The 17,162-nt window shown below is 33.0% G+C and carries 10 protein-coding genes; 2 read left to right on the top strand and 8 right to left on the bottom strand.

The annotated features are described in order from the left end of the window. Nucleotides 1-707: 707 nt before the first annotated feature. A complete protein-coding gene (locus tag ACP6PK_RS23390; protein ID WP_426563120.1) occupies nucleotides 708-1,796 on the top strand; it encodes an RNA-guided endonuclease InsQ/TnpB family protein in 1,089 nt (362 codons plus the stop codon). 76 nt (nucleotides 1,797-1,872) lie between these two features. Continuing rightward, a complete protein-coding gene (locus tag ACP6PK_RS23395; protein ID WP_426563122.1) occupies nucleotides 1,873-2,973 on the top strand; it encodes an alkene reductase in 1,101 nt (366 codons plus the stop codon). Between the two features lie 787 nt (nucleotides 2,974-3,760). Here ACP6PK_RS23395 and ACP6PK_RS23400 read toward each other — a convergent pair. From ACP6PK_RS23400 to ACP6PK_RS23435, 8 genes are all read right to left on the bottom strand, one after another. Continuing rightward, the gene (locus tag ACP6PK_RS23400; RefSeq protein ID WP_426563124.1) at nucleotides 3,761-4,777 is read right to left on the bottom strand and encodes a glycosyltransferase family 2 protein; all 1,017 of its coding nucleotides are present in this window, start codon (nucleotides 4,775-4,777) and stop codon (nucleotides 3,761-3,763) included. Between the two features lie 1,160 nt (nucleotides 4,778-5,937). Then, the gene (locus ACP6PK_RS23405) at nucleotides 5,938-7,167 is read right to left on the bottom strand and encodes a hypothetical protein (RefSeq protein WP_426563126.1); all 1,230 of its coding nucleotides are present in this window, start codon (nucleotides 7,165-7,167) and stop codon (nucleotides 5,938-5,940) included. A 60-nt stretch (nucleotides 7,168-7,227) separates the two neighbouring features. Next, nucleotides 7,228-8,445 (bottom strand): hypothetical protein, encoded by a 1,218-nt coding sequence (locus tag ACP6PK_RS23410; RefSeq protein WP_426563128.1) that lies wholly within the window; start codon nucleotides 8,443-8,445, stop codon nucleotides 7,228-7,230. 185 nt (nucleotides 8,446-8,630) lie between these two features. Further along, nucleotides 8,631-9,728, bottom strand: a complete 1,098-nt coding sequence (locus ACP6PK_RS23415; protein WP_426563130.1) for a hypothetical protein — start codon at nucleotides 9,726-9,728, stop codon at nucleotides 8,631-8,633. Between the two features lie 17 nt (nucleotides 9,729-9,745). Further along, complete coding sequence (locus ACP6PK_RS23420; protein ID WP_426563132.1) at nucleotides 9,746-11,227, bottom strand: MBOAT family O-acyltransferase; 1,482 nt, start codon at nucleotides 11,225-11,227, stop codon at nucleotides 9,746-9,748. Nucleotides 11,228-11,630: 403 nt separating this feature from the next. Then, nucleotides 11,631-13,517, bottom strand: a complete 1,887-nt coding sequence (locus tag ACP6PK_RS23425; protein WP_426563134.1) for a DCC1-like thiol-disulfide oxidoreductase family protein — start codon at nucleotides 13,515-13,517, stop codon at nucleotides 11,631-11,633. A gap of 354 nt (nucleotides 13,518-13,871) precedes the next feature. Next, nucleotides 13,872-15,101: an NAD(P)/FAD-dependent oxidoreductase gene (locus tag ACP6PK_RS23430; protein ID WP_426563136.1), complete on the bottom strand. Its 1,230-nt coding sequence runs from the start codon at nucleotides 15,099-15,101 to the stop codon at nucleotides 13,872-13,874. A gap of 208 nt (nucleotides 15,102-15,309) precedes the next feature. Beyond that, entirely contained in the window at nucleotides 15,310-16,773 is a 1,464-nt protein-coding gene (locus tag ACP6PK_RS23435) for an MBOAT family O-acyltransferase (RefSeq protein WP_094673491.1), read from the bottom strand. Nucleotides 16,774-17,162 lie beyond the last annotated feature (389 nt).

Consider the following 17,162-nt stretch of genomic DNA (forward strand, 5'->3'; position numbering starts at 1 on the left):
CTCTATTAAGATAGATAATAAGTAGTAAAACTGTAACGTCTGAGTTTTTGGATTTTAGAGAAATTTAGGGATGAGGCGATTTACTCTATTAAGATAGATAATAAGTAGTAAAACTGTAACGTCTGAGTTTTTGGATTTAGCTCAACTTAGCCACTAGGTTAGAGTCTAAATCATATATAGAACCCCTAAAAGGATTTATTTATCTACTTTTAAAGATAGGGATATGGAAATATGGGGCTATAGATTCTACCTTTTTCTCCTATTCTATATTCTCTCACTCCTGACTCCTAAGCCAAAAACCCACATCTTTACGAAGATACTGTTAGGGCTTCTATACAACTTCTCAAACTCCAACGTCTGAGTTGACAAAAGAACTAGCGGGACTTTGAAAGCCTCTACTCTTTAGAGAGGGGATGAAAACGGACAGGGGGGGATCAATCCCGCCGTGTCCAGACAATCTTAACATGACAAATAAATCAGTAGATAATTCATAATATATATTAAGGAAGTGATTGATTTGTATGGCTGTCAGCAAAATCTAATCAAGCCCGATCAAGACTTAAAATCAATTCTGGAGTTTATTTGTTCTCAATCCTACAAGCTAACCAATTGTGGTATTTATTATGGTCGTCAATTGTTTTTCAAAACCCAGAAAATAATTGTATGACCTGGAAAAAGAGTACAAATCAAATAAACATTATCAAATTTTGTACTCACAAGCAGCCCAGCAAATATTAAGGTCTGTTGCTGAATCTTTTAAGTCATTTAAGGAGTTAAACAAAAAATACAAAAACGGTAATTTGGATTTTCAACCAAGGGTTCCTAGCTATCGTAAAAAAGATGGTTTAGCAATGGTGACTTATCCCAAGCAAGCTTTAAGACTTGTTGAGGAGCACATCAGAATTCCTCTGGGAACAACCGTAAAACGATGGTTTAAATTAGACAGTTTTTTGCTCCCGATGCCATCTAATCTACAGTTTTCAGAACTCAAAGAATTGCGAATACTACCACGTAATCGATGTTTTTATGTAGAGTTTGTATACCAGAAAGAAATTGTAGTTCAAGATGAATTAAATCCTCAGAATGTTTTGGCAATCGACCCCGGTATCAACAACTGGTTAAGTTGCATTTCTAATGTAGGGAATAGTTTCATTATTGATGGGCGCAAGGTTAAAAGCCTTAACCAGTGGTATAACAAACGAGTTTCCACCCTCAAAGAGAGTAAGCCCCAGGGTTATTGGGATGAGCAATTAGTCCAGATCACAGAAAAACGTAACCGTCAGATGAGAGATGCAGTTAATAAAGCTGCAAGGTTGGTTGTTAATCACTGTATTGAACACCAAATTGGTACGGTAGTTTTTGGATGGAACCAAGGACAAAGACAAGAGTCTAAACTAGGTAAAACAACACAATCATTCGTACAAATTCCCACAGCTAAACTCAAAGAACGAGTTAAACAACTATGCCTAGAATACGGCATTAAGTTTGTTGAAACTGAAGAGTCATATACCAGCAAGGCCAGTTTTCTAGATGGCGATGTTCTACCTACTTTCGGCGAAAAACCTGAAGGATGGAAGCCATCAGGGAAACGACTTAAACGTGGGATGTACCACACTGGTAAAGGTTTGTTGGTTAACGCTGACTTAAATGGTGCAGCAAATATACTTCGTAAAGTAGAGACACAATTAGGTCTAAGCCTAGTCAAGGTCTGTAGGCGAGTTTTGACCCTCGCTACCAGATTTCCTATCTGGGAAACCAAAACTAAAAAAGCTACGAGATGTGGCTTTAGCCCCTAATCGTAGCAACAGTTTAGAATCCCCGCGCTTTTAAGCCGGGGAGAGGTCAATGATAATTAGATAACTGATAGCTAAAATGACCCCTTCAACAGATTCCTTAACCTTACTTAGTCCCTTCAAAATAGGAAATTTAACTCTCAAAAATAGAGTCATAATGGCTCCCCTAACTCGGTCTCGTGCTGGAGTAGAAAGAATGCCTAATCATATAATGGCAGAATATTACGCTCAACGAGCAGGTGCAGGTTTAATTATTTCTGAAGCTACTGTCATTTCTAAACAGGGTATTGGTTGGCTTAACACCCCCGGTATTTACTCAGACGAACAAACTAAAGCTTGGAAGGAAGTTGTAGATGCAGTTCATGCCAAGGGAACCCCTATTTTTCTGCAACTTTGGCACTGTGGGCGAGCTTCCCATAGCAGCTTTCAGGAAAATAGTCAACTCCCGGTATCTGCCTCTGCGGTTATCTTAAATGAAGAATATATCCATACTCCCATTGGCAAACAACCTTACGAAACACCCCGCGCTCTAGAAACAGAAGAAATTCCAGAAGTTGTAGAATATTATCGCCAGGCTGCAGTTAGGGCAAAAGCTGCTGGCTTTGATGGAGTAGAAATTCATGGTGGTAATGGTTATTTAATTGACCAGTTTTTACAGTCCAAGACTAATCATCGCAGCGATCGCTACGGAGGTAGTTTAGAAAACAGATTTCAATTTCTTAAAGAAATTGTTGAATCTATTTTAACTGTATGGCCGTCTCACCGAGTGGGAGTCAGAATTTCACCTAATGGTGCTTTTAATGATATGGGTTCCCCAGATTTTCGGGAAAATTTTCTTTACGTTGCCAAGCAGTTAAATAATTACGGACTAGGTTATCTTCATATTATGGATGGTTTAGAATTTGGTTTTCACGAGTTAGGAGAAGCAATGAATTTGGCAGAATTTCGTGAAGTCTTTTCTCAGGCATTAATCGGAAATTGTGGCTATAAAAAAGAAACTGCTGAAGCTGCAATTCAATCAGGAAATGCAGATTTAATTGCTTTTGGTAGACTTTATATTAGTAATCCTGATTTAGCAGAACGTTTTGCTAATAATTGGCCGCTAAATTCACTACCTGATATGAAAATTTGGTATTCATTTGACCCAGAAGGATATATTGATTTTCCTACTTATCAATAATTAGGGAATAGAATTAGGGAATAGGGAATAGTTGCAAGTGTTAATTTTTCTGCATTTTTCCCACCTGGTAGGGAAGAAAAATCTTTTAAAGTGAAGCAAATATTTAGGGCTTGCTGAAAAAATTTTTTAGTAGTTGTAGGAGTCAGGAGTCAGGAGAAATGGGGAATTTAGAGGAGGTAGTCGGAAAAATAGTAAGAGTGATTTTTCTCTAAATCTTGAGCAAAAAATCCTAAATTTTTGCATCTTTTTGACCTAAAAGTTCGTACTTTTTTCAGACCTAAAAAGGCACTTAGCTTGATCTGTTAAGGCTTTGATATTTAATCAGCAACCCCTATTTAGTATTTTTTTGTAGTTTGTTTCCAGATATAGCACCACTTAAACTAACGATAAATGAAGATTATATATTTATTTATTCCACAAGTGTTATGTGCTTTGAAATATATTTTCAAGTATAAATTTAGTTTCTCTATGCTACCTTATATTACCTTTATGAAAATAGCTAATGCCTGAAAACTAAATACTGATTAATACTCAAATATACATATCCAATAATAAAAAAAATAACATCAATTATCGCACTTTTATTCATCAATTATTTCGTAACCATTCAGCCGTCACCTATTAGCTATTAGCTATCAGTTATAATTTATTAACTTATTATTTGGGAAGAAGTGATTAGTCTCCAAGGAGAATTAAAAGTTATGTTTGTACAGCAGTAAGTTATTACGATAAAAAGCTGAATGCTTAGATTATTTCCTTCTACCCACTACTCTCTACTCCGTACTCTCTACTCTCTCTTTTCAGAATTACCACTAATAACTTCTCGTACTCGATAAATTGGACGTTCTTGAGATTCGTGATAAGTTCGCATAAGTAACTCTGCCAATAAACCAAAACTAAATAGTTGTAAACCAGCTAGTAATAAAACAACGACTAAAATTAGTAGAGGGCGATCGGCAAGATTTTCTCCAAAGCCAAATTTCAGAATCGATAAATAGATACCAAAAAATAACCCTAATCCCCCAGAAACAAAACCCAACATTCCAAAGACGTGCATAGGTCTAGTGAGGAATTTCTTCATAAAAAATACTGTTAACAAATCCATCACAACTCGGAAAGTTCGTCCCAAACCATACTTACTTTTACCATAGCGACGAGCATAGTGGTTGACAGGCATTTCTGTAATTCTTGCTCCTTCAATAAAAGCTAAAGCTGGTAAAAATCTATGTAATTCACCATAGAGATTCATATCAGCAACTAATTCCAAACGATAAGCTTTTAAAGAACAACCATAATCATGTAAATCTACTCCTGTTACTCTGCCAATTATCCAATTAGCAATTTTAGAAGGAAGTAGTCGTGTAACAGCATCATCTTGCCTATTTTTCCGCCACCCACTCACCAAATCATAACCTTCATCCAGCTTAGATAATAATAGTGGAATATCTGCCGGATCATTTTGTAAATCTCCATCCAAAGTCACAACTACTTTACCAGTAGCATACTTAAACCCTGCCGCCATAGCTGCAGTTTGTCCATAATTTCGACGGAGAATTAGTGCTTTTAAATCTGTACGTTTTTCAGCTAATTCTGTTAGGAGTTTTGTCGAACCATCTTGAGAGCCATCATCTATACAGATAATTTCATAAGTAAGTTGATTTTCCCTTAAAGTAGTAGAAATCGTTTCCAGTAGTTGTGGAATACTATCGACTTCATTGTAAATAGGTGTCACAATAGATACATCTAATTGAGTGGGGGAACTTTTATTTAGCCCCATCTCTTGAGTGGATAAATAATTAGTCATTTTTCTTAGCTACTAGGGATAAATTTTTGTTTTAGTTTATCATAAATAACTTAAATTTTTGGGTAAGTGTTCGTAGGAGCAAAATTAGTAACAATTTGAATACAGACTACTATAATGTTCTCTGTTTCCTACAAAATTCATATTTTATGATACATTTTACAGCATGGAATATGGGTTTCCAGGGTTATTAACTTATGCAATCTCTTTTTTCTATATTTGGAACTGTCCAGTCTTAGGGCTGATTTATCAAATAAATATTATGGCAGTTTTCATTAATATAGAGTACAGAGATTTGAGTTTAAAGGAAGAAGAAAGAAGGCTTTAGTTATCTAGGAGAGAAGGAAGAGGTAATACAAGTCATGAAGTGAAAACCACTATAAGATGATAATTTTATTCTGTATAATACATAGGTTGAGTCAGTTCTGTTTCAGTAGAGTATTAATTCCCAAGAGCTAGGTAACATAATATAAGATTTGAAGCTAAGTTTATGAATTAGCTCTTAAATTTAAACCAGATTTTATTATATGGTGACAAGCACCTCAAAACTATTGTAGGATCAAATTTTTAATGATTAAATCTATGTAGAAAATATTGATTTTTCGTAAATCCCACACTCCGCACTTCAAAATATAGGACTATAAACTACATAGTTTAACACAACAATTATTAGTAATAAAATTGCCATCTATCACCTGAAAATTACTCTGAAAAATATGCTCGCTCAACAATTAGTTTATAAGAATACCGCAAACAGGTGTGATTTCTGATTCTTTCTAGATACTTAGTTATCAAGATAAATCTGCCAGCAGCTTTGGTTCTTCTTTCTATTTCTTCTATCTTTTCTATAATTTATACTTTGAGCTGGTATTAATTTTTTTAATCGCGAACAATTTAAGTTTTTTATTGATAGATTTTAATTTATTATTTGCCTTAATATTATTTTCAAATTAGGATTTTTCCAATTATTTTACTAGCCTTGCTGCTGTCTTTTTTTCTTGCTGAATTTTAGCTTTTCACTGCTGTGGATAACTTTTTTTTTCTAGATTTACTTTATACTACTAACATTGTAATGAAATTTAATGCTCCAATTAAAGGTAAAACGTCACCTGTTTTTAATGCTGTTAAACCAGAACTCACTAACATTACAATTTTCTAATTACTTAATTTGCTTTTTCTGCTAATTCTGCATCATACTTTTGTTTAATTTCTTTTACCAACTCTGCTTCATCAGGATTATTTTTTGCCCAAATTTCACGGTCTTGACGAATTTTTGCTAAATGAGATTCTATATTTTCTGAATTAATTAAAATTCCAAAATCATCTGGAACATCTTCCTGTTTATAATTAAGAACTCGGTTCAAAATTAAATTACCTACTTTCGGAGTGTAATGAGAATTATCTGTATAATTTTCCATTTCATTATAGATAGGTTCAGATGTAATACTGTTGTATCCAGAAAAATCAAATACAGGAGTAATTTCTACAACTTTACGTTTCCATTTTTCAAAAGTTGACCATTCACCTGTTGCTCGAATTGCTTCCCACTGAGTCACATGAGAGGGAGAAATAAATAAGATTAATTTTATTTTATTTTCTTGAGACAAATCTACTATTTTTTTCAATTCAGTTAATTGAGTAGGTAATTGATATTTAGCATGAAATCCATAATAAACATTGATACTATTTTTAAATCTCCACTCAGTTTTTTCTGGGTCAGGATTTTTATATGGCATAAATCCATTTTCTCCGTAACCAATATTATCTAGCGGATTTTTTTGACTATCAATTATAGTCTCTTTACTTGCTAAAAGAGCATCTGAAGAAAAGGTAACATTGATAAAATCTGCTAAGGAAATATGCCGTTTTTCTAATCTATTTTCGGAAAAGCTAGGTTGATTTTCTAAGAATGTGTTAAACATAAAAAAATCTAAGCCAAGAATAATAAAATCTAATTCTTTCTGGTTAGCGAGCGCGTGTTCTATATAACGTCGTAATTCATAAATATTCAGACCATTCAAAGATAAATTATAAGCAGTTTGCTCATTTTCTAATGCTGGATGATTTGGATCTAAACCTTGTTTTGTTCTGGATGAACCAATCAAAATTGTTATAGGTTTAATACGAATAATATCATTTGCTTTAAACAGGCGATCGCTATTATCTTTCCGAGGTTTTGAATGATTTATTCCTAAGAAATTGGGAGTATTAAATACATCATAAGGATCGACAATAATATTGAATACTCCTACACCTACTATAGGGAGAAATGCTGACAACAAAAATATCCAATTATATCGGCGATATTTTTTTCTATTTCCCACAATTTTTTCTGATTTTTGGGGAGATGAAGCTTGAGAGTAAGTAGAACTAAGTTGATTATTAATGCTCATAATTTGCCTCCAATTCAAAGTAAATTTTAGTTAATTTAATATGTCAGATATAATTTTTATCTAGTTTAGTGACGCATCATACTTTTGTTTAATTTCTTCTACCAACTTCACTTCATTAGAATTATTTTTTGCCCAAAATTCTCGGTCTTGACGAATTTTTACAAGATGGAATTCAATATTTTCTGGATTAATTAAAATCCCAAAATCATCTGGAACATCTGCTTCTCTATAATCAAGAATCCGATTCAAAACTAAATCTCCAATTTTCTTAGTGTAATGAAAATTATCTCTATAGTTTTCCATACCACTATGGATAGGTTCAGATGCGATACTATTGTACCCAGAAAAATCAAATACCGGAGTAATTTTTACAACTTCACGTTTCCATTCTTCAAAAGTTGACCACTCACCTGTTGCTCTAATTGCTTCCCACTGAGTTGCATGAGAGGGAGAAATAAATACAATTAACTTAATTTTATTTTTCTGACATAAATCTACTATTTTTTTTAATTCAATTAATGGAGTAGATAATTTATACTTAGCATGAGACTTAAAATAATTATTGATAGCATATCGAAATTTATCCTTAGTTTGGTTTGGGTCAGGATTTAGAACTGGCATAAATCCATTTTCTTCATACGGAATATCATCTAAGGAAGTTTTTTTACTATCAATTATAGCCTCTTTACTAGCTAAAACTGCATTCAGAGAGAAGGCTACTTTGATTATATCTTTCGGGGAAATATACTGTTTTGTTAACCTGTATTCGGCAAAGCTTCCTCGAGTCTTAGTAAATGAATTAAACATCAAGAAATCTATGCCAACAATAGCCAAACTTAATTCTTTTTGGTTAGCAATAGAATGTTCTAAATAACGTCGTAATTCATAAGCAGTTATAGCATTTAGTCCTACATTATAAGCAGGTTGTTCATTCTTCAAAGCTGGATAATTAGTATCTAAACCTTGTTTAGTTTTAGATGACCCCATCAAAACAGTAACAGGTTTAATCCGAATAATATCAGTTGCCTTGAACAGGCGATCGCTATTATCTTTCCGAGGTTTTGAATGATTTATTCCTAAGAAATTGGGAGTATTAAATACATCATAAGGATCGACAATAATATTGAATACTCCTACACCTACTATAGGGAGAAATAGCGACAGTAAAAATATCCAATTATATCGACGATATTTTATTTTATTTCCCACAATTTTTTCTGATTTTTGGGGAAATGAAGCTTGAGAGTAAGTAGAAATAAGTTGATTATTAACGCTCATATTTTAGATCCAAGTAAAAGTAGACTTCAGTTAATTTAATATCTTCAATATAATTTTTATCTAATTGAGTTTAGTGACGCATCATACTTTTGTTTAATTTCTTTTACCAATTTAACTTCATCAGGATTATTTTTTGCCCAAAATTATCGGTCTTGAGGATTTTTTGCGAGATGAGATTAAATATTTTATGGATTAATTAAAATTCCCAAATCCTCTGGAACTTCTTCTTCTTTGTAAGAGAGAATCCTATTCAAAATTAAATTCCCCACATGGTTAATGTAATGATAGCTATCTTTATAATTTTTCGTTTTATTGTTTATAGGTTCAGATGTAATACTGTTATATCCAGAAAAGTCAAATACATCACTAATTTCTACAACTTTACGTTTCCATTTTTCCCAAGTTGATGATTTACCTGCTATTTGAATTATTTCCCAATAAATTGCATGAGAAGGGGAAATAAATAGTATTAGTTTGATTTTTTTTTGTGCACAAAAATCTACAATTTTTTTTAATTCAGTTAATTCAATAGGTAATTTGTATTTAGTATACATTTTATAATAAGCGCCTAGATTACGCCTAAATAATTCCAATGTTTTTTCTGGGTCAGGATTTCGATATGGCGTAAATCCATTTTCTCCGTAACCAATACTATCTGGTGGAATTTTTTTACTATAAGCTACAGTTTCTGTACTTGGTAAAAACGCATTTAAAGACAAGCTAATATTCAGTAAATCTGTTGAGGAAATATGACGTTTTTCTAATCTATTTTCGGAAAAGTTCGCTCTATTTTTTAATAATGTATCAAACATGAAAAAATCTAACCCAAGAATAATTAAATCTAACTCTTTCTGGTTAGCGAACACATGTTCTATATAAGGTCGTAACTCATAAATATTAGCACTATTAAGTCCTAAATTATAAACAGGTTGCTCGTTGTTAAATGCTGGATGATTAGGATCTAAACCTTGTTTGGTTATAGATGAACCGATCAAAACTGTTACAGGTTTTATTCGAATAATATCAATTGCTTTTTTGAGGCGATCGGTATTATCTTTCCGAGGTTTTAAATGATTTATTCCTAAGAAATTCGGAGTATTAAACACATCATAAGGATCGACAAAAATATTGAATACTCCTACTGTAACTACAGGGAAAAATACTGACAGTAAAAATATCCAATTATATCGGCGATATTTTCTTTTATTTCCCACAATTTTTTCTGATTTTTTGGGATATAAAGGTTGAGAGGAAGTAGAACTAAGTTGATTATTGGTACTCATACTTTTTTCTAAAAAAACTAAAATTGGAAGTAGAGAAACTCAGAAACACGATTCAGCGATAATAAAGCTAAACTTGTCAAAACACCAATCCAAACTGCCCACCACCAAGTAGGTTTTAATTTTGCCAAAATTTCCTGAGTATTAGGTAGGAAACTTACAGAAAAAGTTAAACCTATTAAACCCAAAATTGAGAAAATTTTACTCCCCCAAAGTTTTGGCCAATAAGTCATCTCTGACCAAGATTTAAGCTGAAAACCAAAAGTAGTTAACACAGATAATTTTCCTTGAGCTTCCCCTGGTATAAATACTCCCTTCAGACCTGCCATTGTCTGTAAAATTTCTAAACCATCCTGAATATTTTGCGCTCTAAATAAAACCCAACTAACAATAACAGCAACAAAAGTAATTACCCATGCCAATACTTTCGGCATGGGAATATTTAACTTTCGCCAACCATGATTTATACATAAATATGTACCGTGTAAACCTCCCCAAATTACATAAGTCCAACCAGCACCATGCCATAATCCACCTAACAGCATTGTTGTCAAAAGATTACTATAACGACGCACTTCTCCACGACGACTTCCACCTAGGGGAATATATAAATAATCTCTCAGAAAATTAGATAAAGTAATATGCCAGCGTCGCCAAAAATCACTAATAGAAGTAGCCTTGTAGGGAGAGTTAAAATTAATCGGTAATTTAATATTAAACATCAACCCCAAACCTATCGCCATATCGGAGTAACCAGAAAAATCAAAATATAGTTGAAAAGTGTAACTTAAAGCTCCCACCCAAGCTTCAATAAAACTCAACTCAGAAGCATTATTAAAAGCTAGTGCCACCCAGGGCGATATTGTGTCAGCTATCAAGACTTTTTTACACAACCCCAAACTAAAAAGACTTAAACCCAAAGCCATATTTTTCTGGGAAAAAATAAAATTACGCAATTGACGAAATTGAGGAATAAGTTCATCATGGCGTAAAATAGGTCCGGCAATTAATTGGGGAAAGAAAACCACAAAGAAACTATAAGTGAGTAAATCGTAATTCGTCTCTCTTGTTTCCCCACGATAAGCATCTACTAAATAAGCTATCTGAGTAAAAGTATAAAAAGAAATTGCCAAAGGTAAAATAATTTGCCCAGCATTCAAATTTGTAGAAACTACCGAATTAACAGTATCTAGGAAAAAGTTCGCATATTTATAATAGGAAATTATTGCTAAATTAACAGCTATACCTACCCAAAGTAAAACATTTGCTCGCTTACTTTCCGGTTTAGCCTCAGCAATAAATTTCCCCATTTGAAAATTCCACAAAATTGAAATTATCAACAGAGGTAGATAAGCAACATTCCAATAACCATAAAAAGCAAAAGAACTAGCCGTCAACCAAACCTTAGCAGCTTTAATTAAACCAAACTTGGTTAAACCAAAGAATATAATCACAGTTAAAGGTAAAAAACCAAATATAAAAACATAAGAGTTAAATAACATACCTAATCAATTCCTCCATCAATATTTTTTGCCTCATCTCAACCAGATTTTTCCTCACACTTTTCTTATACCCATAACTAGAACTCCGCCAAACATTAGCAGCCTTAATTAAACTAAACTTGGTTAAAACAAAGAATATAATCAGAGTTAAAGGTAAAAAACCAAATATAAAAACACAAGAGTTAAATAACATACCTAATCAATTCCTCCATCAATATTTTTTGCCTCATCTCAACCAGATTTTTCCTCACACTTTTCTTATACCCATAACTAGAACTCCGCCAAACATTAGCAGCCTTAATTAAACTAAACTTGGTTAAAACAAAGAATATAATCAGAGTTAAAGGTAAAAAACCAAATATAAAAACATAAGAGTTAAATAACATAGCTAATCACCTTCTCCCTAAATATCTTTTTGCTCATCTGAACAAGATTTTTGCATCACACTTTTCTTTTCCACCGTTTGTGTTTCACCAGGTGGTACAGTTCTCTCCTCCATAAAGAAAATATCCAAACTTTCTAATTTTTCCGAACCTTCATTCTTTTTATTCCATTCACGACAAACATAATCTGCATAATAAGGATAAAGTTTTTTTCCAATCGCTCGATTTAAAGTTAGAAAATAACTCCGCCACTGCATATTCTTATACAACTTATTGAATTGTTTCATTGTAGGCTTATCCCAACTTACAGACTCTCCTTTCTCATATAAAACATCAACCTCTTTCCCATTTGTCAACTTACCAGGAATAACGTGCCAACCATCATCTCTTGGTGGAGCGGGTGCAAAAATACTCCAAGATTGGTCTAACTTTGTGAGCTTACCAAAAACATCTAACTTTTGAAAAGTCTTACGTCGAAATAACTTGTGGAGTGTAGCTATAGAATCCTGCTTTTGTACTTTTCTTCTTTGATAAGTTTGCGTCACAAAACCTTTGACATTCCAAGTCAAAGTGTATATAAGCAGTAAAAATACAACAATATTTAAACCTCGATAAGGACGTATATCTAAAGGACGAAATTTAAAAGGTTTAGTAAAATTTCCCGCTAATTTTCTATTATTGGCAATAGTTTCATAAAATTTCGTTCCTAGAGGTATTATTGGTGGCAAACCCATCACAAAAGCCAAAGGTTTAAATATAGGAGACAAACTAAATACATAAACCAAAGCCTCCCATTTAAAACGTCGATTTTCTTGCCAGTCTACCACCACCCAAGAATTTTTCTCCTGCATATCAGCATAGATAGACTCATCAGTTTGACAAGTAGTTATCGGTGTTCCTGGCAAAATCAAAAAAGTGCGTAGGAGATAAACAACCTTCTTACAAAATCCACAGTCTTTATCATAATAAATCTTTAATCCTTGCCGTTCATTTGTCTTAATTTTTTCCTGCCAATTATCCCATACTGCTGTAGGAATCAAAGCAAACCAACTAACAATACTTAAAAAGGGAAATATTCCCAGAGTAAAACACAAACCAAAACTAATATGTAAAAGAATAAAAGAAACAACAGAAACGGAACGGAAAAACGTAATTGCAAAAGGAATAAAAATCATAAAAGGTCCTAACCATTCAAACCAAAGAGCTGCCCAGGTTAGTAACTTTAATATAGGCTGAGGAAAACTTAGTAAAAATTGCCCAAATGCCGTAGCATAGCCATCAAAACTCAGAGCATAATAAACCGCATCTCCATCAGGCCACCAAATCTCACTTTTTGTCTTATAAGCTGCTGAACCTGCATAAATCAGAACCATTTGGATCATAAATGCCACAGTAGCAGCAGAAGCAATACGCTTAGGTAACTTTTCTGTTGAAGAATTAAGAGCGCTATCTATTGAATAATTTGCTCCTAAAGGTAAAAACATTGCCCAGAAAAGTAGAGCGCGTAGTACATGGTCAGCAGCAAAAATTAGGACTGGGTTTCTATTATGAATAGAAATAATAAAAGCCCACATAGCAATAGTTGCTAATCTCGTTCGATATCCTACTAGCAAAGCTATAGCTATTAATCCTGCAAATAAGAAAATTAAACCCTGTACAAAAGGTTCACCACTAATTGAATTAATTGACCAATGAAAAGGATCTGAAATTTCCTTAAGTAATGTCCGAGGCATTACTCCTGCATCACTATAATGAGCGGTTAAATCTGTAGCACGAATAATTAATTCGACAATAATTATTAATGCTAAACCAACTCTAAATAGAGCAAGAGATCGCAAATCTAAACCGAATAATTCTTCTAGTTTAGTCTTTAATTTATTTTCCTTCTTTAAATCATCTATTATCATCGTACTAGCCTTTATTTAATTTTTTTTAGCTAAACTAAATATGAAGTTACTTTGCTATTTTTACCATTTTAGGAATTCTATTTTTTAGCTTATTATATACAGCGGTTTCTCATATTTTACTCTTGAATTTATTTTCTTTCTTTAAATATCTACTATCATTATACTGACCTTTATTCATCAAGTTATAGCAATTACCATTAGGTAACACTTAAATTATTAAGTAATTAACAGAGTCAAGATAATCTTTTTAATAATTACTAGCTACTAGGATGTTAATTATTTATGTTTTTATTTCTCTCCCATTCCCCCACTCCCCTACCCAAGAATATGTAGAAAAGTTTTCAATAAATGGTATTACTTCCCTCTATTTATTCTTTTAGCAAACCAAATTTTTATTCTATTAGATAAAACTTGAAAACCATGAGAAAGAGTCGGTAAACGTTGCACATAAACACCAAGTCTCACGAAAGCAGCTAACCAACCATGCAAACTAATACCAAAACTATAAACTGCTGCAGCATTTTTTCCCAAAGTAATCATTTCTCCTAAGTGTAAATAACGAAAATTTCTGGGACGTTTATTATTTAAAATTCGCCACAAATTTTTAGCTGCTTGACTTGCTTGTTGATAAGCAACTTGAGCTGTAGCTGGAAGTTTTTTCCCATTAGGATATAAAATTTCAGCCACATCTCCCAGAACAAATACTTCTGGATAATCAACTAATTGTAAAGTTGGCTCACAAATAAGTTGACCTCTAGAATTGTGAGAACAATCCAAATTTTTCACCCACTCTCTAACTTGAGTACCTGCCGTCCACAGGACAAAATCTGTCGGAATAATAGCACTTTCATTAGACTGCCATAAAGTAATTTTGTCAGCTTCAATAGCATTAACACTTGTCTCTAAACTGATTAAAACATTGCGTTTATCTAAAGCACGTTGAGCATTTTTACGAGTAGCTGAAGTAAAGCTTTTCAGAATTTCCTTTCCTCTTTCTATTAAGCGTATTTCTCCCCGTATTCCCAATCTATCTGCTATTTTTCCTGCCAACTCTACTCCACTCGGACCCCCACCCACAATAGCTACTCGAATTAATTCTTTATTAGAAGTTTCCAAACTTTGTAGTTTTTGTTCCAGGATTTGAGTATCAGCTAAAGTTCGGAATGTCAAAACATTTTCTTCTGCACCAGGTGGTAATTTTCCATTAGTTACACCCACAGAAATAACTAAGTAGTCATAAGCCAAATTTCCTTGTTCTAAAAGTTTAACTTGACGAGCCTTAAAGTCAATATCTTGAACCGTATCTTGGCAAAACTCTACTTTTTTATTTTTCAGAAGTTTAGGAAAACGAGGAAATATTTCCCAAGGTTCAAGTTCACCTGTAATTACCTCATAAAGTAACGGAGTAAATACAATATGATCTTGCGGATCTATTAATGTAACTTCGCAATTTTTATTTTTAAATCCCCAACAACTATGTAAATACAAAGATGTATAAAGACCTCCAAAACCGCCTCCCAATATGCAAATTCTTGTGACTTTATTACTTTGTTTTTCAGCTTGAGAACTTTCTCCAGTTTCCACAGTTTTTAATGTTGATAAATATTATTTCTTGTTTCCCTATTTTTTCCAACTAACCTCACAACAAATCCTAATAGTATCAACTCAAGGAAGCTTTAGTCTTTTTTCCTTAATAGGTATTTATTTAGATAATCTTCTCAGAAAAAATATTCTTAAATTTAAAACTCCAAACTCAGAGATTTTTCCAATTCTATTACTAACTGTCATCCAACTAAAACTCGAAGTAAATAAATGCAGAAGGAACAGTCGCTCCTAATAAAATAGTTAAACCTAACAAAGTTCTGGATACCCAAGGAGACAATAATATTTCATACTCCTCTCGTTTTTGCCAGATTGCCAAATGTTCTAAAAATAATGCCCCCATTGCTAGAAACATAGTAAAAGCTAAAGCATAAGCCTCATTTATACTATAAGAACTAAAGGCATCAATAACTCCAGAGAATGAATATGCCCATGGCGTCACTAAAGTTTGTAATTTAACACCCAACCTACTAATATTGGTTTCCATGAAAAATAAACAACCTAGAGTTACCGATATTAATGTCAGGGCCCAGGATATAAACTCAGTTTTGGCAGTCCATCTCCCCACAAATCTCTGAAACGATCTACCTGCATATCTGAGTACCAATAATAGAGCGCCGTGGTAAGCTCCCCATAAAATAAAATTCCAGGCTGCACCATGCCAAAAACCTGAAAGAGTAAAAGTTATAAATAAATAGAATGCTGCCCACTGTTTATTCGCACCCATCAAGGGAATAAAAACATAGTCCCTAAACCAGTTACTCAAAGTAATGTGCCAACGTCGCCAAAATTCTTGAATACTTACAGAGGTATATGGCGCAAGAAAGTTAAGTTCTAATTTTACTCCAACAACTTTAGCTATACCAACAGCCATAAAGCTGTATCCACCAAAGTCAAAATATATTCTTAAAGTAAACAAGAAAGCATGAAACCAAACCAACCAAGCATTTGCCGTTTCTTGCAGGTCGATATATGGAGTAATGTTATCTGCTAGAACAAATTTCATAAATAAACCTAGAGACAACCAGCGTAAACCTATATCAAAATTTTCCGCTGTAAATTTGAACCGGAAAGATTCTATTTGAGGTAATAATTGTTTGCGTCTTTCAATTGGACCTGCTACAATCTGAGGGAAAAATGCAATAAAGTTAACGTAATCTACAAAATTAATCTGCTTTTTCTTTTTACTTTTTGCTGTAAAAGAATCTACAACAAATGCCACCATCTGGAAAGTATAAAAAGAAATACCTGGTGGAATAGTCTTATATACAGGTAAAGGAAAACTTTGTTGCCAATTATTCGGAATTGCTATTACTAAACCAACTACATCTTCTACAAAAAATGTGAGATATTTAAAGTATGCTAATACAGCTACATCAAAAACTATTAAAAAAGTAGCGATCGCCCTTGACTCCCAACCACGTCTTTGGAACATTAGTTGTACCATTATGTAGTTGAAAATCACTTCAAATATAAATACAGCGAAGCTTTTTACATTAGCATTTAAAAATAATGTTAGTGACAATACCATCAAACCGATGGTATCAAAATAATCTCGCCATAGGTTTAAATTTTTTCCTATAGCACGAATACTAAAGAAAGGCACACTAAAAATCAGTAGTACCCACCAGAAGGAAAAATCAGAAAAATTCAATTAACTATTTCCTCCTCTCTCTAGATAGCAACTTATCCCAATTACCTAGGGTCTGAGCCATTTGTTTATCTGTTAAATTAATTTCAAGTTACCAGGAGAAATTTTTTCTAGTAACCTCAGTTTGTTTCTCATTTTATCAAGAAAAAGTCTTAATCTATACTCAATTTTACAGGTATGATTAAGACTTTTTCTCTTAAATATCTCCAGAAATTACAGCCACCCTAGAAGTTATACTAACTTTTCAGGGAAAGTCTTTTATTTCTTGGAGATTTCTATGTGCTACTAAGTGTTTTTACCAATGGATAATTGATAATTAATCCCGAAAGGTTTAAAGCCTCTCATAATAATTAATCATTGATAATTACAGATATTTTTCATTATCCACTATT

It is taken from the genome of Dapis hubbardiae BLCC-M172, from assembly GCF_050016015.1.
In the GTDB taxonomy this organism is placed as follows: Bacteria; Cyanobacteriota; Cyanobacteriia; order Cyanobacteriales; family Microcoleaceae; genus Trichodesmium.

Coding starts and splice junctions, on each gene's coding strand:
- ACP6PK_RS23395 (WP_426563122.1), top strand. CDS start 1,873: ATGACCCCTTCAACAGATTCCTTAACCTTACTTAGTCCCTTCAAAATA.
- ACP6PK_RS23400 (WP_426563124.1), bottom strand. CDS start 4,777: ATGACTAATTATTTATCCACTCAAGAGATGGGGCTAAATAAAAGTTCC.
- ACP6PK_RS23405 (WP_426563126.1), bottom strand. CDS start 7,167: ATGAGCATTAATAATCAACTTAGTTCTACTTACTCTCAAGCTTCATCT.
- ACP6PK_RS23410 (WP_426563128.1), bottom strand. CDS start 8,445: ATGAGCGTTAATAATCAACTTATTTCTACTTACTCTCAAGCTTCATTT.
- ACP6PK_RS23415 (WP_426563130.1), bottom strand. CDS start 9,728: ATGAGTACCAATAATCAACTTAGTTCTACTTCCTCTCAACCTTTATAT.
- ACP6PK_RS23420 (WP_426563132.1), bottom strand. CDS start 11,227: ATGTTATTTAACTCTTATGTTTTTATATTTGGTTTTTTACCTTTAACT.
- ACP6PK_RS23425 (WP_426563134.1), bottom strand. CDS start 13,517: ATGATAATAGATGATTTAAAGAAGGAAAATAAATTAAAGACTAAACTA.